This window comes from uncultured Psychroserpens sp., assembly GCF_947494225.1.
Classification (GTDB): Bacteria; Bacteroidota; Bacteroidia; order Flavobacteriales; family Flavobacteriaceae; genus Psychroserpens.
This window is the reverse complement of the sequence record NZ_CANLUG010000002.1, coordinates 343,109-368,063: the sequence shown is the minus strand read 5'-3', so window position 1 is coordinate 368,063 and position 24,955 is coordinate 343,109. Positions and strand designations below refer to the sequence as shown.

Sequence of the window (24,955 nt, the reverse complement as noted above, 5' to 3'; positions counted from 1 at the left end):
TCTAAGCACATGAAACACATAACCATCTTATTTCTCGTTTTTTTTAGCCTTAGTTGTTATGCCCAAAGAGACTATCAGAAAAATTATTTTGACAATGGAACTTTAGCTTCTGAAGGATGGGTTAATAACAATCAAAAAGTGGATTTCTGGAAATTCTACCATAACAATGGTCGATTAGAAAGTGAAGGTCATTATGCCAATAATAAAAAAATTAAATATTGGAAATTTTACCATACCAATGGAAAGTTAAAAGATGAAGGCCATTATGGTAAAGGTCAAAGAATTAAATATTGGAAAGAATACCGATTTAACGGAACCATTAAAAGCGAAGGTCATTATGTTAATGGAAAGAAAAACAAATGGTGGTTGTTTTATGATTCTAATGAAAAAATAAATCATAAATGTCAGTTAGAAAATAATATAAAAAACGGATATTGCCTCATGTATAAAAACGAGAAGTTAATCTCTGCCGTTAAATTTTCCGCGGGAAAAAAAATCAAGGAATGGACAGATTATCGCTCATTTAGAAAAGAAAACAGATTAAAAGATCTTCAATGACCAATATCAAAGTGATTATTCCTGCATATAATGAGGCAGATTCTATTGCACATGTTATACAGGATGTTCCAGACATTGTAAGTGAGGTAATTGTGGTAAGCAATAACTCTAACGATGACACTGAAATTAATGCGAAAAATGCTGGAGCAACAGTACTTAGCGAGGACAAAAGAGGTTATGGCTACGCCTGTTTAAAAGGAATGGATTATATCGCTCAACTCAAGACCTCTAATCAACCTGATATTGTGGTGTTTTTAGATGGCGATTACAGCGATTATCCTGAAGAGTTAACCAAAATAGTTGCACCTATTATAGATAACAATATCGATTTTGTTATTGGAGCTCGTGTAAAAAAATTACGAGAAAAAGGATCAATGACATTACCTCAAATCTTTGGAAATTGGTTAGCTACAACGCTTATGATGCTATTGTTTAGAGCTAAATTTTCAGATCTAGGTCCTTTTAGAGCCATTAAATATAGTAAGCTCCTAGAACTCAATATGGAAGACAAAACTTACGGATGGACAGTTGAGATGCAACTAAAGGCATTACGTAAAAAATTAAGTTATACAGAAATCCCTGTAAATTACAGAAATAGAATAGGTGTCTCAAAAGTTTCAGGTACGGTAAAAGGTGCTATATTTGCAGGCGTTAAAATTCTTGGTTGGATTTTTAAATACAGTTTTAAAAAATGATTCTTGAAACGACTATAATTGTCATTTATACCATTGCTATCATACTAATTTTCATGTATGCCTTGGCACAACTTAATTTGCTCTTTAATTATTTATCATCAAAGAAAGTAGATACGGATTGTGAGACTTTTGATTTGTCAAATCCTAATGAAGTCCCTTTGGTAACCATACAATTGCCCGTTTATAATGAGATGTATGTTATGGAACGTCTTCTAGACAATATTGCACTTATTGATTATCCAAAAGATAAACTAGAAATACAAGTACTTGATGATTCTACAGATGAAACTGTTAAATCTACACGAGCCCAAATTGAGAAATTAAAGACTACAGGTTTAGATATTAAGCATATTACTAGAACCGATAGAACAGGATTCAAGGCAGGAGCTCTTAAAGAGGGTTTAGAAATTGCTAAAGGCGAATTTATTGCCATTTTTGATGCCGATTTCCTTCCAAAGAAAAACTGGTTAAAACGTACAATTCCTTATTTTAAGGAACCAGAGATTGGTGTCGTTCAGACACGATGGGGACATATTAATAGAGACTATTCTATTCTTACCAAAATTCAGGCTTTTGCTTTAGATGCACATTTCACCTTAGAACAAGTGGGACGAAACAGTAAAGGTCATTTTATAAATTTTAATGGAACTGCTGGTGTATGGCGTAAAGCATGTATTATCGATGCTGGAAATTGGGAAGGTGACACCTTAACTGAAGATTTAGATTTAAGCTATAGAGCCCAACTAAAAAACTGGAAATTTAAATATCTTGAAGATGTTGAAACACCTGCAGAGTTACCTGTGGTTATTAGTGCTGCCCGTTCTCAGCAATTTCGCTGGAATAAAGGTGGTGCTGAGAATTTTAGAAAGATGCTCTGGCGTGTAATAAAGTCTAAAAATATATCTACAAAAACCAAAGTGCATGGCTTACTTCATTTATTAAACAGTACCATGTTTTTAAATGTATTTATAGTTGCTGTGTTAAGTATTCCAATGCTATACATTAAAAACGAATATGCACACCTGAGGTTCTATTTTTATTTCATGAGTTTCTTCGTGATGAGTACCGTAATCTTCTTTATTTGTTATTGGTTTATGTACAAACAAATTTATGGTAGCGGGTTTAAAAGATTCTTTGGTTATATTGGTATGTTCTTTACATTTTTTTCAATAGCAATGGGCTTCTCTCTTCACAATTCTATTGCTGTTCTAGAAGGCCATATGGGTAAAAGAAGTGAATTTGTAAGAACACCTAAATTTAATATTAGTACCATTAAAGATTCTTGGAAGGGCAATAAATATTTGCGTAAAAAGCTATCACTAAATGTCGTAGTAGAAGGCCTTCTTATGCTCTACTTTGGATTTGGTTTATACTACGCATTTGTAGTTGGTGATCAAGGTGGTGATTTTGGATTATTTCCTTTTCACCTTATGTTATTTGTTGGGTTTGGTTATGTCTTTTTTAAATCTCTAACGTCTAAAGTGTAATGCAATTCTGGAAGGCGTATAAGATTCCATTAGTGCTTGCTTTTGTTAGCTTATGTCTTTATCTATTATTTGCATACGATCTCGTTAGAACAAACTATACAAAACTTATAGTGTTATATTGCTTGCTATGGCTGGCTTTTATTCTACTTCTGAAATACTCAAAAAACCAGTTAAAGTTCTTAACGTGGTTAGCTTTTTTAAGTCGTGCCGTTTTTATTCTGGCGATTCCAAATTTGTCTCAAGATTTTTACAGATTTATTTGGGATGGCCGTATGATTTTAGAAGGTTTCAATCCGTACTTAACAACGCCAGAGTCGTATATTCAAACAGGAATTGACCTACCCGTTGCTCAAGCAGAAACCTTGTATGCTGGTATGGGAGAACTCAATGGAAGCCACTACACCAATTATCCACCAATTAATCAACTATGCTTTACAATTGCTGCCCTCTTTTCGGGTCATAGTGTTTTAGGTTCGGCACTCGTTTTGCGGCTTTTGATTATTGCGGCCGATTTTGGAACATTATTCTTTGGAAAGCGTTTGCTCGATAGATTAAACATCCCAGTAAAAAATATTTTTTGGTATATACTTAACCCGTTTATTATTATAGAACTAACAGGTAATTTACATTTTGAAGGCGTTATGATATTCTTCCTCGTTTGGGGTTTATATTTACTTCATAAAAACCGCTGGAAATGGGCTGCAGTTGTATTTGCTCTATCTATTTCGGTTAAATTGATTCCTTTATTGTTTTTACCCTTGTTTTTTATGTGGTTTAATAAAACATCTTCCAACGATTCGACAACAACGCCCATTTTTAATTTTAAAAAGTTGCTATTGTTTTATACTATAATTGCGGGTGTTACAATGCTATTATTTGTACCCTTTTTCTCTCTAGAATTTGTAAACAACTACGCCCAAACAGTAGGTCTTTGGTTTCAAAAATTCGAATTTAATGCAAGCATATATTATCTCGCCAGAACAATAGGCTATTGGTTTAGAGGTTATAATGAAATTGCAGTTATAGGTAAAATACTGCCAATTTTAGTGTTTTCGTTTGTAATGATTTTGGCGTTTTATAAAAAAACAATGGACACTAAAACACTTATTAAGCACATGCTTTTTGCCTTTGCATTTTACTTATTTTTAAGCACAACTGTACATCCTTGGTATATAGCCACATTATTAGTTTTAGGTTTATTCACAAACTACAAATTCCCAGTGGTATGGAGTTTTATAGTTATATTAAGTTATCTCGCCTACATCAATCTTAATAAAGCCGATAAGTCTGAAAATTTATGGATCATCACGCTAGAGTATGTCATTGTATATGGTGTTTTTATTTGGGAAGTTTTCATAAAAAAAGCCAACCCAAAAGAGTTGGCCTCATCATAGATCGATAATAAAATTATAGTTTTTTTAGGGCTATAATTGTATGAATCTCCACCTCTTCTTCATAACCATCTTCGTCTTGTTTAGGTTCTATAAGTGTCTTATATGTACCACTAAATTTAGAACCAATAAGTACTTCAGATCTTAAATCAAACGATTTCAAAAGTGATTCATCTACCTTTTGAAAGGTCATTGTAAATTGTTCTCCGTCTGTATTAATTCCAATAAAATTATAGCCATTCTCATTATAGCCATCATAGACACCTTCGAAAGTTCTGGTGTCTTGCATTGGTAACATTGCGGTAACTGTTAGGAAACATAAAATAAGTAGGCTGGCAATTGATTTTCTTTTCATTTTAATAGATTTTGAGCGTTGAAAATTGTTTTATTTTCTTCGGAATTTTGCCACCTCAAGTCCGAAAGCGCTTTTAGTAATATCATCATGATGACTTACATGTGGGATATAATATATACGCTCCTCACGAAGGTTTAGATTAAATCGATCGCAATTATTAAGTGAAATTTAAGTCGTGTGTACCACTCTATTTTTGTTAAAGACATAACAATATTGGCCTCATAACCTGAAACAAAATAATCTCATTAAAACTCAATTCTAAGGTTTCTTACTTAGCCTTTAGTTATATAAAGAAGCATTCTATTAGTCATCATCAGTTATATCATCGTGATGTTTTGGGTCTTGAACCGCTTCTGGGTCATCATTATCGAACGCTTCATAATCCTCTTCATCATAGTTTTCCATTGTTGTCGCAAGTTTTGTACTCACCTTAACCAAGTATTTGGTGTCTTCGGTAGTCACCTCAACGGCCTCAACAATTTCCTTATTAGCATTTGTAAACGATATTATATGTCCATCATCATATCCATACGGATACTTTTCAACTAATAAAGCTAAAATTTCTGGTGTTAATTTTTTAAAATCAACAATAACGCGTTTTAGGTTATCTCGTTTATTCATAATCGTATATCTAGTAGGTTGCAGTTAAAGATATAGCATTCCCTTTTTTAAATTTGAATATATTAATAGCTAGTTAAAATTATAAAAATAATTTAATCTAAAGTATATTATTTTGGTCAATACTTAAAAATTGAAGATTAAATTTCGATTAAATATAGACTGTTGATTTACGTTAAAGTTGAGTTACTTTTTCCTAAAACACTCTAGATTTCATACTTTTATTAAAATTTCACTCAATGAGAATGTATTTTCGCTAAACAGAGTGTTACGCACACTCAATACTAGTTTAATGTAAAACACAGAGTGTTTAGATTTGATGTAAACAAAACAATATAATTATGAAAACACTAAAGATGAAAAGAATTACACAAGCTTTAGGTCTCATGGGAATAGTGATGATGGCTGCCCTAATCACCAATCCTGTGTATGCTCAAACACAAGCCGCTGTTACTGCTTCTGTTGTTGATCAACAATTAACCGTTAAAGGTAAGGTTAGCGATGACAAAGGACCATTACTTGGAGTTAATATCGTGCTTAAAGGCGGTAAAGTTGGTACTGTTACAGATCAAAATGGTGCATTTACATTTCCGAGGGCTTTAAACCCAGGGGACACTTTGATATTTAGTTTCTTAGGATATGAAAAACAAGAAATTAAGATTGATGCAGAAACGACGTTTATTAATTTAATATTATCGTCTGATTTGGTAGAAATTATGGGAGCCGTATCTACAGATAAACCATACAAATCTAAGCGTTCTAAAAACTAAACATAGCATTGTTTAAATGAAAACAAGGCTATATGTATTGCTCTTCATAGTTGCATGGCCATCATATGCCCAACTATCTGATTTTGATCATATCAATTTTCGAAAAGCAGATAGTACTGCAATGGCTTGTAAGGATGAAGGGCTTTATAATTTACCTCAACTCACACAAAAGCTAACGTCTCACTTAGATACAGATGTAGAACGTTTTAGAGCCATCTATCTTTGGGTATGCACTAATATAGCTAATGATTATAGTCTCTATTTAAAAAACAAAAGGAAACGCTATAAATTTAAAAATGACAGTCTTAAACTTAGTGCATGGAATGACCGTTTTAAAAAAGTCATCTTTCGTAAGCTCTTAAAACAAAAACGAACCATTTGTACGGGCTATGCCTACATTGTGCAGGAGCTTGCTAAATTAGCCAACTTAGATTGCGAAATTGTTCATGGTTTTGGGCGTACAAGCATGACCGATATTGAAAGGCTCAATACTCCAAATCATTCATGGAATGCGATACAACTAAATGGCAAATGGTATTTATGTGATCCAACATGGGCTAGCGGAATTCCAAACCCAGAGACTAATGTATTTAAATTTCAATATAACGATGGTATGTTTCTAACCAATCCTCAGTTATTTGCCGTAAATCACTTTCCTTTAGATCTTAAATGGACACTATTAGAAGGAGAGCAACCTAGTTTTGAAGATTTTTTGGCTGCACCAGTAATTTATGGTAAGGCCTATACCAACTTAACCGAACATGTAACTCCAAAAAAAATGCACCATATCATTCAGAAGAATGACACTGTTCTATTTAAGTACCAACTTCATCAGGACGTTGATCCTGATAAAATTCGTTTTTTAATAGACAATGGTTACAACAATAAAAAGATAAAGCCCACATCGACATTGATAGATGAAAAATCATTAACCTTAGAACATCTTTTTGATACTACAGGTTTTTACGATGTACATTTATATATAGGTGACGACCTAATTTCTACATATACAGTAAAAGTAAAAAGTTGAATATAGAAGACTATCGAACATATTGTCTATCAAAAAAAGGTGTTACAGAATCCTTGCCTTTTCCAAAACTTCAGAATATTCTCGTATTTAAGGTAATGGGGAAGATGTTCACTGCAACAGATATTGACACTTTTTCTAGTTTTAGTATAAAATGTGTTCCAGAAACCATTGATGACTTAAGAGCGGAATATGCTTCACTTCAAGAACCTTCATATTTCAGTAAAAACCATTGGAGTAAAGTCATAATGGATGGATCCATTCCAAATACCTTATTATATGAATGGCTCGATATTTCCTACGGTTTAGTCGTCTCTAAACTAACAAAAAAAGAAAAAATTCAACTTCAAAAGTTATAACATCTGCAAGGTATTTACCTCCTGCGGTGTTAAATGTTTCCAGTGCCCACGTGGTAAATCCTTTTTTGTTAAGTGACCTATTTGCACACAATCTACCTTTATTATATCATACTTCAAGTAGTCAAAAATGGTATGTAAAATAGAATTTCCAGTATTCTTAATCCTTAGTCCAATCTTAGTCTTAGGTTGACCATCTATATAACTTACCTCCTCAACAGATACCAGTTTCCCTTCAATTTTAAATCCGTCCTGTATCTTTTTGAAGTCTTCAAATTTTAAGTTTTTATCGAGCTCTATTTCAAACAATCTAGACACACCATTTTTAGAATTAGTAAATTTCTTAACAACAGTATCATCATTTGTAAAAAGTAACAAACCTGTAGAGTTTCTTCCTAATCGCCCAATAGGCTTAATGCGTGCATTAGTTGCATTTGATACCAAATCCATAACAGTTCGACCTTTGCTCTCACTCGTTGTTGTAGCGAAACCTTTTGGTTTATTAAGCAATACATAGGTCTTCTTTTCTGGATTGATTCGAGCACCATCAAAGCGCACCTCATCATCTAGCTTAACTTTATAACCCATTTCGGTAATTACTTTTCCATTCACTGTAACACTTCCAATCGAAATATGCATATCGGCATCTCTACGAGAGCAAATACCAGAATTAGCAATGTATTTGTTTAATCTAATTTCATCTGGATTGGACTTCTTTGTCCCTGTAGAGCTTTTTTTCTTTTGAGACGTTTGACCTCTAACAAAACCTTTGTCACCTCCTCTACCTGATTTTTTATGTTCCGATTTATCTCCTCCTCTACCTGAAGTTTTACCTTTTCCACCGCGTCCTTGTTGTCTGCTCATAATGACTAAATTTTGCGCAAAGATACCTCAACCTTAAGTTAAAACCTATTTTGGTATTAAATTTGTAAATTGTTTGCTATCATCATTGTAAATCAAAGCATTATGAAACGTCTTATTCTAATTTTTGTATGTTTAATAATTACCTCCTGTTCTTCATCAGACGATTCAAATACAAATCCAACAGATGATGGTCCTATAAGTACTGATATAGCATTAACGTTGAAATGGGAAGATGAAATACCTACATTTTTACCACAAGCTATGGTTTATGATGAATTTGACAGGCCATTTCTGTTCTTAGCCGCTAAAGGAGGTGGATTATTAATTTTAAATGATAATGGCGATCAAGAACCAACTCAGGCGGCTCAAGTTCCAATTACGGATCTTTATATGCTTCATGCCATGAATATCGTCCAAAAGGGAAATTATCTATACATCGCGTTAGGTGATTTTTTTGATGGCGCCAATGGTTCAAAAGCTGGGTTAGCAATTATAAACGTAGAGAATCCTACAAACCCCGTTGTTGAAGGGCTCTGGGAAAGTGATACAACAATTGGTGGAAGTGCCATAGTAGCTGTGCAAGGCAATTATGCATACTTAGGCGCCATGGAGTTTGGCATATTCATACTTGATATTGAAAATCCACAACAGATTACAGAAAAATCTAATTATACACCAGATCTAAATTACCCAGTTGAAAATCCAGATGGCTTACAAATACCTAACGCAAGAGGTATGACTGTTGTAGGAAATACAATGTACTTATGTTATGATGCTGGCGGTATTCGTATCATTGATATTTCCGATAAAGAGTTTCCTATGGAAATTGGAAGTTTTCACAATTTTGCTGCTATCGAAAATACACCAAAGGCTTATAATAACATTATTGTTAGCGGTAATTTAGCCTATTGTGCCGTAGATTATTGTGGTTTTGAAATATGGGACATTACTACGTTAGGACAAGAAGAATTAATTGGATGGTGGAATCCTTGGGATTGTAACACTCTTGGAAACCTATGGTTTAATAGTCCTGGTCATGCCAACCAAATGACCTTTGACGCTACCAACGAACTTATCTTTGTTAACACAGGCCGAAGTGATTTGTCTATTCTTGATGTATCCAATCCAGAAAATCCAACATTAAAGCAGTCTTATGGTGTATTTGATGATACACAAGCCACTTGGGGGATGGGTATGCACAATAATGATATTTATTTGCTTTACATTACAGCAGGTGTACCCCTTTATAGCAACTGGTCTGGTTTAAAAAAAGTAAGCTGGGCGTTTGAATAACAAGTTACCAAAATAGCACTGGCAACTTAAGATGTTTTATCTTTAAAAGAGACCGTAGATTGGCGTTCGCGATTTACTGATAACTGGGTAACATCTGGTCTAGAATAGTGCCCAACAGGATCAAAATTTTGGCGCTCTTCTAAGATACGGTTAAAATCTAATGTGTGATAAATTAATCCTTCTTTATGTAAGACGGGCTCTACTAACCATTCGCCATCTGGTCCTGCAATGCAACTACCACCATTGGCTAAAATTTCAGGAGCTTTCTTTAAAATTTGATCTAAATTTGGCGTATCTGTTGGAAAGTCATCAGTAGTCATTAAGCTAGATACGGAAAGCACAAACGAACGGGATTCTCTTGCAATAAATCGCGTAATATCTTTCGTATTGTGATCACTTCCTGGCCACACAGCAATATGAACATTTTCACCTAAACCATAGAGTGCTGCTCTAGGTAGAGGCATCCAATTCTCCCAACAATTTAACCCGCCAAGCGTAAAATCTTTTAAAGGATGTACACGTAGTCCATTACCATCACCTGGAGACCATGTTAAACGCTCATCATATGTTGGTTGCAACTTACGATGAACAGACTGAATAGTTCCGCTATTATCAATATAAACCAACGATGCATAAACACTATGACCTCCTCTATCAAGCGGACGTTCAATAATGCCCAAATAGATGGCAATACCATATTGTTTTGCTAATTCACAAATAGTCTTTAAGTCTCCTTTTTCAATAGTAATTGAGTTACTCACATAATGGGCGTGTAGTTCTTTATTTACGTTTGTATTCCATTCTGCTCCACCTGTTAGTGCCAACCAAAACGGATATCCAGGAACTAAGCCTTCACCAAAAACAATAAGCTCTGCGTTTTGCTCGCCAGCTTCAATAATTGTTTGTTCAACCTTCTTCAGAGTTTCTGTTTTATTCAACCAAACTGGTGAAATTTGTGCCAAGGCCACTTTAAGAGTATGATTCATTAGATACGATTTAAAACAACATTTACATTAATTAAAACTATACTGAACACACCAGCCACAATAATAAATTTCAAAATATTATGAAGTATTAAATAATGTGTTTTAGTCTTAGATTTCCATAACAATAGTAGAAAAACCAAGAGTAAAATTACAGAAAGGTAAAAAAACAAATACATATGCCCTACATGATAGCTATGAAGTAACAGATAAATTGGTATACTTGAAAGCACAACCAATATGGTAAGCATTATTTTTGAAGCATTTTCTCCATAAACAATAGGTATTGTTTTGTAATCTAACAATAAATCTCCTTTCATGTTTTCGAGATCCTTGGTTAACTCACGCATAGAAATGATTAAAAACAAAAAGATGGCATGAACGAAAATAACAGATTCGAAGTTCTTGTAATACAGGAAAATTGCAAAAAATGGTAAAATCGTTAATATGGCCGAAGTTAAGTTGCCTATAAAGGGAAGTTTTTTCAATTTATGTGAGTAAAACCAGATTCCGAAAATATAGATAGAGAAAAACAACACGGCTTTAAAAGACACATAACTTGCCATAATTACAGCCGAAAAATTAAGCACAAAATAAAACGAAAGCTTTGTGTTCTGACTTACTAATTTATCGAGTTTTGATTTATTAGGTCTATTAATAAGGTCTTTTTCAGAGTCATAGAAATTATTAATTATATAACCTGCCGCAATCGTTGCTGCAGACGCTAAAACCAGCATCAATAAATTAATATCAAAAACCACTTCTTTGAGAGGTTTATCATGGGCTAAAATATAAATAGAAGTCAAATATTGGGCAATGACTACAATGAGAATATTATAACCGCGAACGACAGAAAACATGCTAAAAAATTTCAGCAAGATATGTTTTTGTCTACGAGAAAACATATATGGAATTTTAGAAGTTATAAACCACTTCTAATTTGTAATCTTTAAGAGATTGCTTAGCGCGATCAATATCTTCAGTAAAACCTAAGATATAACCACCTCCACCAGAACCGCAAAGTTTAAGGTAGTATTCATTGGTTTCAATTCCCTTTTTCCAGAGTTCATGAAATTGTTTCGGTATCATAGGTTTAAAATGATTAAACACAACTTTAGACAACTGTTTTGTGTTTTTAAATAATGACTTAATATCACCTTTTAAGAAATCTTCAACACAAGCATCTGTATGTTTAATAAATTGATCTTTCAACATACTTCTAAATCCTTCTTGCTTCATGTTTTCCATAAAAATACGAACCATAGGTGCTGTTTCTCCAATAATTCCAGAGTCTAGTAAAAACACAGCGCCTTTGCCATTTGCCTGTTGTGCAGGAATCCCTGTAGCTTCAATATTATCTTTTGAGTTGATTAAAATAGGTATACTTAAGTAACTATTTAATGGATCTAAACCAGAAGATTTTCCATGGAAAAACGACTCCATTTCAGAAAAAATCACTTTGAGTTTTAGTAATTTTTCACGTGTAAGATTTTCTAAAACTGTAATCTTATTATGTGCATACTTATCATAAAACGCTGCCACTAGCGCGCCACTACTTCCAACGCCATAGCCTTGCGGAATTGAAGAATCAAAATACATTCCTGCCTCTACGTCTCTATTTAACGCCGTCATATCAAAAGTCACTAATTCATCATCCATGTCTTTTAAATACGACACAAATTGTTTTAAGCTTTCATTTGATTTGATGGCTTCTTCAGACGGATTCTCATCGGTCTTCAAGGCGCCATTATAAAAATTGTATGGAATGGATAAACCTTTAGAATCTTTAATGATTCCATACTCTCCAAACAGTAAGATTTTTGAATAAAAAAGAGGTCCTTTCATGTATTTAAGCAATTGGCTTTAACAAATATACGTATTATTATACTATTTGGTTTATAATCCATAGTTAAGACCATGGTAAATTATTGACATTGGCTTTAAATTAATTGTGCTCCAAATCCAATTTGATCGCTAATATAATGTCCGTTTTGACAATATGCAACCAATTCATTATTAATAAATTGAAGCACGCTTTCCTTTTCATTTTCAGGATATAACACATGAACGTTTGCTCCTGCATCTAGGGTAAAACACACCTTAGAGTTGGTTGCTTTCCTGTAATGCCAAATTTTACTGATGATTTCCAAAGTATTCGGTTTCATTAAAATAAAGTATGGCATGCTTGTCATCATCATCGCATGTAAGCTTAATGCCTCACTTTCAACTATCTTGATAAAGGCATCTAAATCTCCTGTCTCAAGGGTAATTTGAAGTCTAGACATATGTTGCGCTGCCTGTTTAAAACGTTCATTTGCAAATGGATGTCCGTGCATTAAATTGTGACCAACAGTACTACTTACTTGCTTCTCTCCTTTATCTACCAATAAAATAGTATCCTGATAATTATCAAAATTTTCGTGTACTGCATAGGGATATTTTTCGCCATATAAATCACTACTTCCTTTAATTATGTCGTGTGCTCCCCAAACTACAATTGGCCCTTCTATACTCCTGCAAGCACTTCCAGATCCCAAACGTGCTAAGAATGATGCTTTCTTATTAAAGAATTCCTCTGAGACGTCTTCTAAAAGTTCTCTTTCTATACTCATTAAACATAATGCTAAGGCACTCATCCCAGAGGCCGAAGATGCAATACCTGAACTATGTGGAAACGTATTTGACGTTTCTATTTTAAAATGATACGTCTTCAAAAATGGCAAATAGACTTCAATGCGCTTAAAGAACGTTTCTATCTTGGGTTTAAAATCTTCTTTTTTGTCGCCATCTAAATAGATTTCAAAGGAAAAATCTTCATCAGTTTCTTTTTTAAAGAAACTAAGTGAGGTTATTGTTTTACACTGATTTAGAGTAAAACTTAGTGACGAGTTTTCTGGAATTTGATGTTCTTTCTTTCCCCAATATTTGACTAAAGCAATATTACTTGGCGATGACCAAGTAAAACGTCCAGTTTCTAAAGTTTTAGGATATGGTTTTGAAATAAAATCTTGTACAGTCATTTGCCAAATTTATGCTGACAAAGATAATAACTTCAAGGCTATAAATATTATTTTTTAAATGGATATGATGACAAATTAAAATAAGCACGATGTTTAGTAAAACAACATCAAACAATTATGAAAACGCAACATTTTACTTCAGTCTTAATTATTATATTATTTTGGTCTACAAGTACCTATGGTCAAAACGATACTATAGATAAGGATACATCAACTTCTCAATTTAATATAGCAATTAATGGTGGTCTTAACCTCTCTAACAACTACGGCGACGTTGAAAGCAGCGAGTCTTTCCTTGCAGATTTCCATATTGGCGCAATTATTAAAGTTCCAACAGGTTTAAACTTTGGTATTCAAGTAGAACCTCAATTCTCTAGAATTGGTAGTGCTATCGATGGCAAGACTATAAAACGTTTTACTATATTAGATATTCCAATTCTCGCTCAAGTATATGCCGTAGACCATTGGAGTTTTGAGGCAGGACCTAAAATTGCAATCACACTTGATCAAAAGCAACGTCGAAATGAAGAGTTAGAAACAGTAGATCGATTAAAGACTGTTATCCCTGGAGTTGTTGCTGGTGCCACATACAATTTTAACAAGAATTGGTTTGGTCAGTTCAGAGCCAATTATGCATTTACAGATGTTATTAAAAAAGATGCAGGCGATACAGAAGGCACGTCCATTTTGTTATTTCAATTGTCGTTAGGTTACTGGTTTAATTAAACTACAGTACTAAGATCAATAAGTTTTACCATTGTTTTAAAATTTCTGGAAGTAGCTCTAACATCTAACTTCTTTTCAAACATGTTCATGTTAAACTTAGATTTGCCATAACCTGCAGCTGTAAAAAAATAAAGACAGTCATTAACTATTTGATACTCTTCGTTATCATAAGAAATGTGTTCGACTTCTTTCAGAGATTTTAATTCTGGTAGTGCACTCAATAAGACAAAATAGCACTGCTCTTTTTTTATTTCTGAAAAAGGACAAGCATCCAAAATCTTTATTAACTGATCTCTTGTTTTAGCAATTACTGGAACATCAAAACCAAAATGATCTAAAATAGATTGATGGACCATCTGTTCAACATTGTTATGATTATCCTCGGAAGATTGAAGGATAATATTTCCTGTTTGGATATATGTTTTTACCGCATTAAACCCACATTTCGAAAGTAATTCACGTAACTCGGCCATGGGTACTTTTTTATGCCCTCCAACATTTATACCTCTTAATAATACGATGTAGGTATTCATGATTGTGCTATTGCTTTTGCTGCAATGTATGCTCCTGTCCATGCATTCTGAAAGTTGAAGCCTCCTGTTACTGCATCTATGTTTAAAATTTCACCAGCAAAGTACAGATTTTTATGATGTTTACTTTCAAAGGTTTTAAAATTAACTTCTTTCAGATTAATACCACCAGCTGTTACAAACTCTTCTTTAAAGGTGCTTTTTCCAGTAACATCAAAAATGGCAGATGTTAACGCTTTTGCTAAATCTATTAAAAAGGGCTTACTACAATCTGACCAATTCATCGTTTTATCAATCCCAACAGCTTCTACAAGTCGTTTCCAAAGTCGTTTAGGCAAACCATATTGTACAGAATTGGCCACAGCTTTCCTTGGTGATCTTTGTTTCATTTCTATTAAAAACAACAAACAATCTTCATACGATTTCTTAATAAAATTAACTTCAATTTGAAATTTATAATCACGTTTAGCCAACTCAATAGCTCCAAATGCCGAAAGTTTTAAAATAGCCGGAGCACTCATCCCAACATGTGTGATTAGCAATGGACCTTCGCTCCATAAATTAGAATCTACAACTTTCACTTCAGTATTTAAGGCAACTACTCCAGGAATATCTGCGATACGCTGATCCTTAATATCGAAGGTAAACAAGGAAGGAACTGGTTGTTCGATGGTATGTTCAAATTGTTCTAAGAGTTTCCATATTTTTGGATTACTACCAGTGGTCATCATTACTTTTTGTGCAATAAAATCGCCTTGAGAGGTATGTAATTCCCAGTGGTCATCATATGTTTTTAAGGATTTTAACGCATGATTATAGTGTACATCTACATGATGCTTTTTACTTTCATTTAAAAAACAATCTACTATCGTCTGTGAAGAATTTGATATAGGAAACATACGACCATCTTCTTCGATTTTAAGTGCTATGCCTTTCTTCTCGAACCACTCAATTGTATCTCCAGTCATAAATTTGTGAAAAGGTCCCAATAGTTCCTTTTCTCCCCTTGGGTAATTGCGTACTAATTCTGACGGCAAAAATTCGGCATGAGTCACATTACAGCGTCCTCCTCCAGAAATTTTCACTTTTTGAAGTCCGCTTTTTCCGCGTTCTAGAATGGCTATTTTTAATTTTGAATTCTGTTCGGCAATATTTATCGCAGCAAAAAAACCTGCCGCTCCACCACCAACTATAATGACATCATATGACTTCATAAACGATCTGGATTATCAGAAATTATACCATCAACACCATAAGATTTCATACGCTTAATAGTTTCAAAGTCATTGACTGTCCAAGTAATCACTTTGTAACCTGCATTTTGTGCTGTTTTTACATTGTCTCGAGTTAATAATGCAAAATTTGGGTGTATGGCGTAAGCATTAATCGTATGGGCAAATTCTAGTGCATCTGCAACACTTGCTTTGGTTAAAACAGCCAAACGCAAATTACTGTTAGTATCAAAAACAGATTCAAGTTCATGCTTTTGAAAACTCGACACTATAAAGTCCTCAACTGCCCATCCTTTTTGGTTGACAAATTTAGTGATGACTTTACATGTTTCTAGAGCTGTATCTTTTCCTTTTAATTCAATATTGAGTATACATTTTCTGTTAACTGTATTTAAAACTTCCTCTAAAGTTGGAATAGTAAACTGCGTGTTAACTTTTAGCGTTTTCAGTTCATTTAGTGTATGTTTAGAGACCTCTCCCGAACCGTTTGTCATTCTATCTAATGTGAAGTCGTGAAACACAACCAATTCACCAGAGGCACATTTATGAACATCAATTTCAATGCCATCAACATCAAATTCTAATGCTTTCACTATAGATTCTAATGTGTTTTCGACTTTATGATTTTTGGCTCCTCTATGACCAATTTTTATTGGGTTTTGCATAGATCATAAAAGTATAAAATATACTCAAATAATCTCATCAAAACTAAGTTTATAAAATCTTTATGAGTTTAGATTTTTGATTCTGGATAAAAAGGTTTTACATTTAAATTGAAATTAAATTCTTATGCCATCACAATTCAGCACTTTTCTTCTTTTTGCATTTCTTATAAGTTCATGCAGCACTGGCAAATTATCGGTAATTGCCGATTTACCTTCTAGTTTAAAAGAAACATCAGCAATTGAAATGACCAAAAACCCAGATCTTTTATGGGTAATTGAAGATGCAGGAAATAAGAATAATTTGTATGCATTAAACACTAAGGGAAAAATTGTCAAGGATATTAATCTTGAGAATATTCAAAACATTGATTGGGAAGATTTAACTTCTGACAGCCAGGGAAATATCTACATTGGTGATTTTGGTAACAATGCGAAAAAGCGAAAGAACTTTGCAATCTACAAAGTCATAAACCCCAAGGACGCGTCTACATCTGCCAAAGCTGAAGTGATTAGTTTTTCACTTCCGAAGGATATGGAATCTGAAGATTTTGAATCTTTCTTCCTCTATAACAATGCGTTCTATATATTTAGTAAAGGACATAAAAAATGTAAACTTATAAAAGTTCCAAATACAATTGGAGATCATGTAGCCGAATTCATTTCGGAGTATAAACTTAAAGGAAAACACCGAAGAGTAACCTCAGCCGATATCAGTGAAGATGGCAAAACTGTGGTCTTACTTACTCATGATAAGCTATGGAAATTGACAAATTACACATTAGATAATTTTTTCAATGGGACAATTGAAGTTATTAAATTTGATCACGACTCACAAAAAGAAGGTGTAAATTTTCTAGATTCTAATACGCTCTATATTACAGATGAAAAAACTAAAAACGAGGGAGGAAACATCTATCGTTTCAACCTTAACTAATCATCAAATTTGGCATTATGTTGTATGTATTTACCAACAACTATTGCCGTAACAATCACTAAATAAAACTGCCCCATAAGTCCTGTTATGATTGCCGCCTTTTGCGCTAAGGGCGTCACTGGAACAATTTCACCATAACCAATGGTCATTAGCGTGATATAAGCAAAATACATGATAGAATCCAGTCCCATAGATGTGTCGGTTGTATCAATAACGATGCCCCGAAAAGAATTTGGCTCAACCAATTCTATGGTTGTAAATAAGAAAAAAGCAATAAAACCTAAAGAAATATAGCCGCACATAAGTCCGATAACAACAAGATTATTAACGCGTTTAGCTTTCCAAATTTGTAGTATTATTTGGTGGGTTACAAGGATATAAAAAACAAAATAAACGCTTAATCTAATTAAAAAATTATCTTCAAAATCGGCCTGCCTGCTCATCATGCTGCTTCCAAAGACAACCAATGATATTCCAAAAAGAATAATTAAAAACCACATTAGTTTTCTCTTTTTGGATACCAAAAAAATTCCAGCTATTGTATTTACTAAAAACAATATTGGTGTTAATATGTTTTCAAAAAACTCACCAGGAAACAGTAATGACCCAAATAATATGCACAACTGGGTTCCGAAGAAAATTTCAAATCTATGCTTATATAAATCTTTAATCATCTAGCAAGGTTTCATTGAATTTGTAGTTTTTGTAATCCACTTTAAATAATGCACTATATAGAGATGGGATAAACAGTAATGTAATTATTGTTCCAAACAACAAACCAACCATAATCCCAATAGCCATTCCTTCCCACATTTCTCCTCCTGAAATATACAATGGAATTAAGCCAAGCACAGTTGTAAATGTAGCTAACAGAATAGGACGAAACCTCTGGAGACAAGCGGCAATTACGGCATCGTGTTCTGTTCTCCCTAAATCACGTTGTTCTATTTCCATACGATCTATAAGAACAATGGCATTATTGATTACAATTCCTGCTAACGAAATCAAGCCTAAAAATGGCATAAACCCGAACGCCTCTCTAAAAACTAGCAAGCCTACTACAACCCCAATAACTCCTAAAGGTATGGTTAAAACCACCATACTCATTTTTCTGAAAGAATTAAATTGAATAACCAAAAGAAGAATAATTATAAATCCTGCAATAGGCAAATAACTTATAATAGAACCCATACTTTCGGCTGTTTGCTCTGCATCTCCCCCAAATTCATATTCGTAATCTTGTGCCCAGTTTTGTTTTTGCTCATCAAGCCATGGTGTAATTTCATTTGTAATTGCCGAAGCATTTCCATCAGCGCGAAGCTCACTCGTTACATTAATTGTTCGTCTTAAATCAAAGCGCTTTATTTTAGAGTATTGCCATTGTGGAACAATAGAAGCGACTTGTAACAGAGGAACACTTCTTCCTGAATTCTGCGCATATACATTTAACGTTTCTAATGAGGCCAAAGACTGTTGCTGACTTTCATCGCTTCGCATCAAAATTGGAATAGATTTATCATCTTCACGATATTCTCCAGTTTGAAAACCATCCAATACAGTTTGTAAAGACGTAGCAATATCTTCGCTTGTAACACCTGCAGTTTGCGCACGATTTTGATCGATTTCAATCAAGAATTTTTTACTTTTTGGTCCCCAGTCATCCTTAACATTCTTAGTCCCTGCAATATTGGAAAGTTTTAATTTAACCGATTCTGCAATTCGAGATAATTCGTCTGGGTTACTTCCCGAAATTTTAATTTCTATAGGCGTTCCTCCTCCTCCAGCGCCAAGAGCTCCAACCTTAATATCTGCGTTTGGGAAATTATTAAAAGTGAAATCGTCTAGTTTTGCGACCACATCATTGTTTTCATTAAACGAAGATGTATTAACTAAAATATGTGCATAATTCGAATTCGATTCATCAGGAGAATATCCTAAGTCATAAGATTCTGGTCCTTCTCCAATATAGGATGACCAGTCTAAAATGCCTTTGGTTTTAGAGTCATTAACTCGCAAAGAATCAAACATAAAACCTTCAATACGTTTCACAACTTCGGTAGTTCTCTCAATTTTATTCCCTTCGGGTAGATTAATATCTATAGTAATAAGATTACGATCACTATCAGGGAAGAAAATGAATGGTATTTTAGTAAATCCGTATAAGGACGCAAAAAAGATTAGAAAGATTCCAATAATCACTTTCCATTTGTTGGTAAGTGCCATTAATATCAAATCCTTATAATAGGTTTTTAGCTTATTAATAACACGATCAATAATACTAGGCTTTCGTTCTCCTTTTGGCTTCACTTTCAAAAAGAGATAACAAAACAACGTAATTACGGTTAAAGCAATAATCCAAGAAGACATTAAAGCTATTGTAATTACTACAAAAATTGGCCCCACAATATCTCCCATTGTTGTTGGGGACAAGTAGAATGCTAAAAAGGCCGCAGATGTTGTTAAGGTAGAAATAAGCAGTGGCATCCAAAGTTCTGAAAACGCTTCAATAGCCGCTTTTTTTCTATCCACGCCTTGCTCCATTTTCACCATTATGGTTTCTGCCACTACAATGGCGTTATCAACCAACATTCCAAGAGCCATAATTAGAGCAGCGAGCGTAACCTGATTTAATCCCATCTTAATAACACCCATAATCATCAATGTCATTATGGTTACAATAGGAATAAGGCTGGCAATAACAAGCCCTGTTCTAACGCCTAAGAAAATGAGCATTACCAATAATACAATAGCGATAGACTGCATTAAATTAACAATAAAATCACTTACCTTAACGTCTATATATGAATCTAAAGAAGAGACTCTAGTCAACTCCAGACCAATTGGTAATTTTTGTTGCCATTCGTTGACCACTTTATTAACCTCTTCCCCTAAAGCAATAACATTTGCATTCTCTTTTAGGTTTATATGTAGTGAAATAGCGTCCTTACCATTGATACGTATTTTTTGGGTTGGCGGATCTATATACCCTTTACTAATTGCTGTAATATCTCCAAGTTTAACCAACTGCGAGCCGTTATCATTTCCAACTGAAATGAGCATGTTTTTAATGTCGTCTACCGAATTAAAATTTCCTGTAGGTTCTAAAATAATGCGTTCATCTCCTAAATTAATCTGCCCTCCAGAGTTTAAAATATTTGTAGACGCTATTGATTGTTGGAGCTTTGATGCGGATAATCCATACTCTTTTAATCTAGAATTATCAAACTCAACAAAAATGCGTTCTTCCTGTTCACCTCCCATTTCAACTTTAGCAGCATCAGGAATTTTAATGAGTGCATCTTTAATATCGTCTGCGTATGTTTTCATTTCTGCATAAGAATAGCCATCTGATGTTATTCCTACTACAATACCATATACATCGCCAACACCATCATCGTTCAAAGAAGGATTAACACCTTGAGGCAAACCTTGTAGGGCATTCAATTTTCGTCTGAGTCTGTCCCAAACCGATTGCATTTTTTGAGGAGTAACTTCATCCTTAAGTGTCACATTAACCACAGATAATCCTGAACGCGAGGTACTACTTACCTCTTTTAATTCTGGCAATTCTTGTGCTAATTTTTCTATTTTGTCTGTAACGAGTTGCTCAACACGTTCTGGTCCTGCGCCTGGAAATTGCGATACTACTGTAGCTACTCTTACAGTATATGGAGGCATACTATCTCGAGACAGTCCTGAGTACATTGATAGTCCCATAATTAATATGGTACCAAGCACCATAAACGTAATTCTATTCTTATCTATTGAAAATTTTGCTAAATTCATTTGATTGGTTATTTCGAATTACTGAAGCCTTACTTCTTGTCCATCCAATAATGTTTGTAAACCAGCAGTAGCGATTTTTTGTCCTTCTTTCAATCCAGACTGTATTTCAAACCCTTCGCCAGTTAAACTACCTATAGTGACCTGTTGTTTTTTTACTTTGGTAACACCGCCTTCGTCTTCCACAAGAAACACAAATCGCCCATTACTATCTTCCCCTACAGCATTGGCCGGAACGACTAAAACTGTATTGTCAGCTTCATGGTCTCCAAAATCAAAAGTGACATTAGCGGCCATTCCACTTTTTATCTCATCACTTGGGTTGGTCACAGTAACGCGAATAGGATATGTTGATGTATTAGAGTCTACAGCAGGTGAAACTTCGGTTACTTTGGCCTTAAAATTCTTATCTGATAATGATGTAAAACTAACGTCTACAATCATATCTGTTGTAACTCCGTTAATAACACTTTCTGGTATCCCTAAAGTAATCTCCATCTCATTCCCTGCATTAAGTGTTGCAACGGCTTGGCCTGCACTTACATTTTCATCAATTTCAGACATCACAGCCGCAATGACGCCTACTTCAGGAGCGTAGAGATATCCATAACGAACCTGTTCCTGTTGTATTGCCACCCCACGTTTAGCCGATTCGTGACTCTCCTGGGCTGTTTTATAAGCATTTTTTGCCGCTTCAAAATCGCTTAATGAAGAACTTCCTTTTTCGTATAAAGAGCGTACGCGATTTAAACTCAGCTTAGCTGTATTCATTTGAGATGCTGCACTATTTAAGTCGGTCAATGCTTGTTCGTATGATAATCGAGATTGCACATTATCAAGCTTTGCTAACAACTCACCTTTTTTTACTTTTTTTCCCAGCTTTATATCATATTGTGTAATAATTCCCGAATTCCTAAAACTTAGGTTAATAATTTTATCCGTTTGTGCTGTTCCACTAAAAGTTCTTATTTTTTCACCACCTAAATAACCTACAGTTTGATACTTAACTGGGCGAACAAACTTTTCTACAGTCTTTTTTTCTTCAGAACATGAAAGAAACACCGTTAATAAAAGGAGGTAAATACTAATTCTATTTTTCATCATAATACTAATTTCTTGCGTTTAAATATTCTAAAAAGCGTTGGTTAAATTCATCATTCTTGGCTTGGCTATTCAGCAAAAAGTAGTACCCTAAAAAGCGTTCCATTTGTAAAGCATTAATTAAATAATTATACACTGCACTAACTCGTGCTAATCTTGCGCCTATATAGTTATTTTGTGCATCTATTAATTGTACAATGTTTACAGCGCCATTTGAGTAAGATGCCTGTGTTAAATCGAGCGCTTCCTTTGCTGTCTCTTCTGAAACTTTAGATAACTCTATATTGGAGATTTGATTAATCACATTTAAAACGGCGTTCCTAATATTCGCAGACAAGGCCAGCTCTGTATTTGCTTTATTAATCATTAACTGATCTTTTTGAATGATAGCAGTTTGTCTATTAATATTAGTTTGATTGCTATTTAATATTGGAATTGATACGTTAAGAGCAATATTATAGTTATCATCTAAAAAAGAAGTGCCTGGAGGAGCTGTGCTACCTACTCCGCTTCTATCAAAGACTCTATTGTATTGCCCCTGAATACCTATAGTAGGCAGAAAACGACCTCGGCCATTTAATTGTATGTTACGCTCAGTAGCATCAAGGTTATAACCTAAAGCCTTTAATTCGGGTGCGTTGTTTTTAGATTCTTGAATTAAAAAATCAATAAATGGCTCCCGTAATTTTGGATTATCTAATACATCTATAAAATTATCATAATTATAATTTTGTAAAAATCCCTGATCTAAATCTACATCTGTAATTTCTATTTCAGTATTTACTGGATTATTCAGCAATTGATTTAGACTCACAAAACTTTGTTCTAATTGATTGATGGCCTCAACCATGGTTTGAGTGTTTTGAGCCATTTGACTGCGAAAACGCAGTAAATCTGATTTTCCAGATTCTCCAACTTCATAATTTTGTTCGGCAATTTGTAAATTCCGACGTGTCAATTCTAAATTACTAACTTGAATTTGCAGGTTAGCTTTCAGTATTAAAGCATTGAAATAAGCATTAGATGCATCAAATACTAAATTTAATTGTTCTGCATTTAAATTTTCTTGCTGGGCGTTCTTTAGGCTTTTTTGAATTGCAATGGAAGCATTAGCTGCTTCGGAGAACACAGTCTGTTGTAGAGTAACATTTCCAGCGGTTTGAAATTCAGGGTTTTGTCCATTACTGATTTCTGCAAGATTAGGATCTGTATAAGTTCCATTAGCGGCAGCTGTTAAACTTGGTAGGTAATTACTCTTAGCCGTTTTCACATCTTGTTGACTCAACTCGACATCTTTTTGAATAGACTGTAACGATAAATTCTCATTAAGTACAGTATTAATAACATCAACCAAGTTATACTGTTTTTCAGACATAACATTTCTAAACTCACCTACAAAATCAGTATCATTAATGAGGCTATATTTAATAGGAACTCCAATTAAATCTGCAGTATTAAAGTTTAAAGTTAGCCTACCATTATAGTCTATAAAAACAGGCATGTCAGACAAATTGGTTCCGTTTATATAACCCTCTACTGAGAGTGCTATTCGTCTAATAAATTGATCCAAATTATCATCAGATTGATTGGTGGCCATTAAACCTAGTTTTACTTGCTTAATTCCGCTAGAAGTAAAAGATGGTAGTTGATTTGTTATAAAGTTTTGAGCCAGTAATTTTACTTCATCATCCTTTAGGAAAAACCCACTCGCTAAATATACAGCATCAACATCACCAAGGTTTGTTGTAATATCTGATATCGTTTCATAAGGTATCAACTCATAGGTAGCATCTAAGGATTTGAAAGATTCATCGAACGTTTCTTTTAAAGGTAAAAGATCTACCATATGATTTTCTACAAGGATTCCTAATCTTTTAAAGTTGGTAAGTTCTTTAAACTTCACAAAGTCTTCTTGATAAGACTCAGACTCAATTAAATATGTGAAATTATTAATTCCGGATGTTGTTTTATTTAAATCTATTTGACTAAAATCTCTATTAACGGCTCCAAACAAAATAGTTGGTTTCTTATGAATAGATTGTTTACTTATAATTTCATTATTAACAACGCCAAAAGCTAAAATAATATCTGTATTATTAGATAATAGTGTATTATAATTTTGCTCTGCAGTTTTTAAATTATAATCGTTGACTAAAGTGTTTTCTTTTGAAAATATAATGTTTGCATCCTCTCCAACAACAGCAATGATTTGATCTTGCATTGTTTTGAGTAAGGGTTCCATTTCTTCTGTTCTATTATCTAAAAGAACACCAATATTGTAATCTTTTTTTTGTGCAAATAAACAAATGGTTAAAAATAGAAATGAATATAAAATAAATTGCTTTTTCATTTGTTGACTAGGTTAGTATCTAAATTTACATTCTTTTTCGATACATCACAACCTAAACAATAATTTATTGTTGAATTTCTAAAGATTAAACCTAATTAAAAAGCAACACAAACCACATTATTGCGAAAAAAACTTCGAGTTTTGTGTATTTAAAGATGCTTAGTTTCTTTTCGCCATTACTGGTTGTGGTTGTTAGACTGCCAACTTTTATTCTAAT

24 protein-coding genes are annotated in these 24,955 nt (G+C 33.7%); 10 read left to right on the top strand and 14 right to left on the bottom strand.

Annotated features, from left to right (window positions below; translation table 11 throughout):
• Positions 1-9 precede the first annotated feature (9 nt).
• Genes Q0893_RS05695 through Q0893_RS05680 form a run of 4 tightly spaced genes read left to right on the top strand, consistent with a single transcriptional unit; the run spans position 10 to position 4,134 of the window.
• Positions 10-558, top strand: a complete 549-nt coding sequence (locus tag Q0893_RS05695; protein WP_298900536.1) for a hypothetical protein — start codon at positions 10-12, stop codon at positions 556-558.
• A complete protein-coding gene (locus Q0893_RS05690) occupies positions 555-1,253 on the top strand; it encodes a glycosyltransferase family 2 protein (RefSeq protein WP_298900537.1) in 699 nt (232 codons plus the stop codon). The genes Q0893_RS05695 and Q0893_RS05690 overlap by 4 nt, the downstream gene beginning before the upstream one ends.
• Positions 1,250-2,740: a cellulose synthase family protein gene (locus Q0893_RS05685; RefSeq protein ID WP_299273211.1), complete on the top strand. Its 1,491-nt coding sequence runs from the start codon at positions 1,250-1,252 to the stop codon at positions 2,738-2,740. Before Q0893_RS05690 ends, Q0893_RS05685 begins: the two co-directional genes overlap by 4 nt.
• On the top strand, positions 2,740-4,134 hold the full coding sequence (locus Q0893_RS05680; protein WP_298900539.1) for a mannosyltransferase: 1,395 nt from the start codon (positions 2,740-2,742) through the stop codon (positions 4,132-4,134). Before Q0893_RS05685 ends, Q0893_RS05680 begins: the two co-directional genes overlap by 1 nt.
• Before the next feature lie 13 nt (positions 4,135-4,147).
• Here Q0893_RS05680 and Q0893_RS05675 read toward each other — a convergent pair whose 3' ends face one another.
• Positions 4,148-4,486 (bottom strand): hypothetical protein, encoded by a 339-nt coding sequence (locus Q0893_RS05675; protein ID WP_298900540.1) that lies wholly within the window; start codon positions 4,484-4,486, stop codon positions 4,148-4,150.
• A gap of 303 nt (positions 4,487-4,789) precedes the next feature.
• The gene (locus Q0893_RS05670) at positions 4,790-5,107 is read right to left on the bottom strand and encodes a hypothetical protein (RefSeq protein WP_298900541.1); all 318 of its coding nucleotides are present in this window, start codon (positions 5,105-5,107) and stop codon (positions 4,790-4,792) included.
• Between the two features lie 338 nt (positions 5,108-5,445).
• On the opposite strand from Q0893_RS05670, the gene Q0893_RS05665 reads away from it, so the two are divergent.
• The 3 genes from Q0893_RS05665 to Q0893_RS05655 are packed head-to-tail and all read left to right on the top strand — an operon-like array spanning position 5,446 to position 7,260.
• A complete protein-coding gene (locus tag Q0893_RS05665) occupies positions 5,446-5,874 on the top strand; it encodes a carboxypeptidase-like regulatory domain-containing protein (protein WP_298900542.1) in 429 nt (142 codons plus the stop codon).
• A gap of 16 nt (positions 5,875-5,890) precedes the next feature.
• Positions 5,891-6,904: a transglutaminase domain-containing protein gene (locus tag Q0893_RS05660; protein ID WP_299273205.1), complete on the top strand. Its 1,014-nt coding sequence runs from the start codon at positions 5,891-5,893 to the stop codon at positions 6,902-6,904.
• Positions 6,901-7,260, top strand: a complete 360-nt coding sequence (locus Q0893_RS05655; protein ID WP_298900544.1) for an MmcQ/YjbR family DNA-binding protein — start codon at positions 6,901-6,903, stop codon at positions 7,258-7,260. The genes Q0893_RS05660 and Q0893_RS05655 overlap by 4 nt, the downstream gene beginning before the upstream one ends.
• Here the strand turns inward: Q0893_RS05655 and Q0893_RS05650 are convergent.
• Positions 7,255-8,121 (bottom strand): pseudouridine synthase, encoded by an 867-nt coding sequence (locus tag Q0893_RS05650; RefSeq protein ID WP_299273201.1) that lies wholly within the window; start codon positions 8,119-8,121, stop codon positions 7,255-7,257. The two genes, Q0893_RS05655 and Q0893_RS05650, sit on opposite strands and share 6 nt — an antisense overlap.
• A 102-nt stretch (positions 8,122-8,223) precedes the next feature.
• Here Q0893_RS05650 and Q0893_RS05645 point away from each other — a divergent pair, with 102 nt between their 5' ends.
• A complete protein-coding gene (locus tag Q0893_RS05645; RefSeq protein WP_299273198.1) occupies positions 8,224-9,414 on the top strand; it encodes a hypothetical protein in 1,191 nt (396 codons plus the stop codon).
• A 26-nt stretch (positions 9,415-9,440) separates the two neighbouring features.
• On the opposite strand, the gene Q0893_RS05640 is transcribed toward Q0893_RS05645, so the two are convergent.
• The 4 genes from Q0893_RS05640 to mvaD form a co-directional block, all read right to left on the bottom strand.
• Positions 9,441-10,400 carry a carbon-nitrogen hydrolase family protein gene (locus Q0893_RS05640; RefSeq protein WP_299273195.1) on the bottom strand — a complete coding sequence of 320 codons (960 nt, stop codon included), beginning with the start codon at positions 10,398-10,400 and terminating at the stop codon, positions 9,441-9,443.
• Positions 10,400-11,302, bottom strand: a complete 903-nt coding sequence (locus Q0893_RS05635) for a geranylgeranylglycerol-phosphate geranylgeranyltransferase (RefSeq protein ID WP_299273192.1) — start codon at positions 11,300-11,302, stop codon at positions 10,400-10,402. The genes Q0893_RS05640 and Q0893_RS05635 overlap by 1 nt, the downstream gene beginning before the upstream one ends.
• 10 nt (positions 11,303-11,312) lie before the next feature.
• Positions 11,313-12,242, bottom strand: a complete 930-nt coding sequence (locus Q0893_RS05630) for a mevalonate kinase (RefSeq protein WP_298900549.1) — start codon at positions 12,240-12,242, stop codon at positions 11,313-11,315.
• Between the two features lie 95 nt (positions 12,243-12,337).
• Positions 12,338-13,417 carry a diphosphomevalonate decarboxylase gene (gene mvaD / locus Q0893_RS05625; RefSeq protein ID WP_299273189.1) on the bottom strand — a complete coding sequence of 360 codons (1,080 nt, stop codon included), beginning with the start codon at positions 13,415-13,417 and terminating at the stop codon, positions 12,338-12,340.
• Between the two features lie 117 nt (positions 13,418-13,534).
• On the opposite strand from mvaD, the gene Q0893_RS05620 reads away from it, so the two are divergent.
• Positions 13,535-14,143, top strand: a complete 609-nt coding sequence (locus tag Q0893_RS05620) for a porin family protein (protein ID WP_298900552.1) — start codon at positions 13,535-13,537, stop codon at positions 14,141-14,143.
• Here the strand turns inward: Q0893_RS05620 and Q0893_RS05615 are convergent.
• The 3 genes from Q0893_RS05615 to Q0893_RS05605 are packed head-to-tail and all read right to left on the bottom strand — an operon-like array spanning position 14,140 to position 16,570.
• Positions 14,140-14,676, bottom strand: coding sequence for a DUF1697 domain-containing protein (locus Q0893_RS05615; protein ID WP_299273185.1), 537 nt, complete (start codon positions 14,674-14,676; stop codon positions 14,140-14,142). The two genes, Q0893_RS05620 and Q0893_RS05615, sit on opposite strands and share 4 nt — an antisense overlap.
• Positions 14,673-15,887 carry an NAD(P)/FAD-dependent oxidoreductase gene (locus Q0893_RS05610; RefSeq protein ID WP_299273182.1) on the bottom strand — a complete coding sequence of 405 codons (1,215 nt, stop codon included), beginning with the start codon at positions 15,885-15,887 and terminating at the stop codon, positions 14,673-14,675. Before Q0893_RS05610 ends, Q0893_RS05615 begins: the two co-directional genes overlap by 4 nt.
• Positions 15,884-16,570, bottom strand: coding sequence for a glycerophosphodiester phosphodiesterase family protein (locus Q0893_RS05605; protein WP_298900555.1), 687 nt, complete (start codon positions 16,568-16,570; stop codon positions 15,884-15,886). Before Q0893_RS05605 ends, Q0893_RS05610 begins: the two co-directional genes overlap by 4 nt.
• 124 nt (positions 16,571-16,694) lie before the next feature.
• Between Q0893_RS05605 and Q0893_RS05600 the strand changes: the two genes are divergently transcribed.
• Positions 16,695-17,504 (top strand): SdiA-regulated domain-containing protein, encoded by an 810-nt coding sequence (locus Q0893_RS05600; protein ID WP_298900556.1) that lies wholly within the window; start codon positions 16,695-16,697, stop codon positions 17,502-17,504.
• Here the strand turns inward: Q0893_RS05600 and Q0893_RS05595 are convergent.
• Genes Q0893_RS05595 through Q0893_RS05580 form a run of 4 tightly spaced genes read right to left on the bottom strand, consistent with a single transcriptional unit; the run spans position 17,501 to position 24,738 of the window.
• Complete coding sequence (locus tag Q0893_RS05595; RefSeq protein WP_298900557.1) at positions 17,501-18,178, bottom strand: ion channel; 678 nt, start codon at positions 18,176-18,178, stop codon at positions 17,501-17,503. The two genes, Q0893_RS05600 and Q0893_RS05595, sit on opposite strands and share 4 nt — an antisense overlap.
• Positions 18,171-21,290, bottom strand: coding sequence for an efflux RND transporter permease subunit (locus Q0893_RS05590; protein WP_298900558.1), 3,120 nt, complete (start codon positions 21,288-21,290; stop codon positions 18,171-18,173). The genes Q0893_RS05595 and Q0893_RS05590 overlap by 8 nt, the downstream gene beginning before the upstream one ends.
• A gap of 18 nt (positions 21,291-21,308) precedes the next feature.
• Positions 21,309-22,391 (bottom strand): efflux RND transporter periplasmic adaptor subunit, encoded by a 1,083-nt coding sequence (locus tag Q0893_RS05585; protein ID WP_298900559.1) that lies wholly within the window; start codon positions 22,389-22,391, stop codon positions 21,309-21,311.
• 4 nt (positions 22,392-22,395) lie between these two features.
• Positions 22,396-24,738 carry a TolC family protein gene (locus Q0893_RS05580; RefSeq protein WP_299273175.1) on the bottom strand — a complete coding sequence of 781 codons (2,343 nt, stop codon included), beginning with the start codon at positions 24,736-24,738 and terminating at the stop codon, positions 22,396-22,398.
• Positions 24,739-24,955: the final 217 nt, after the last annotated feature.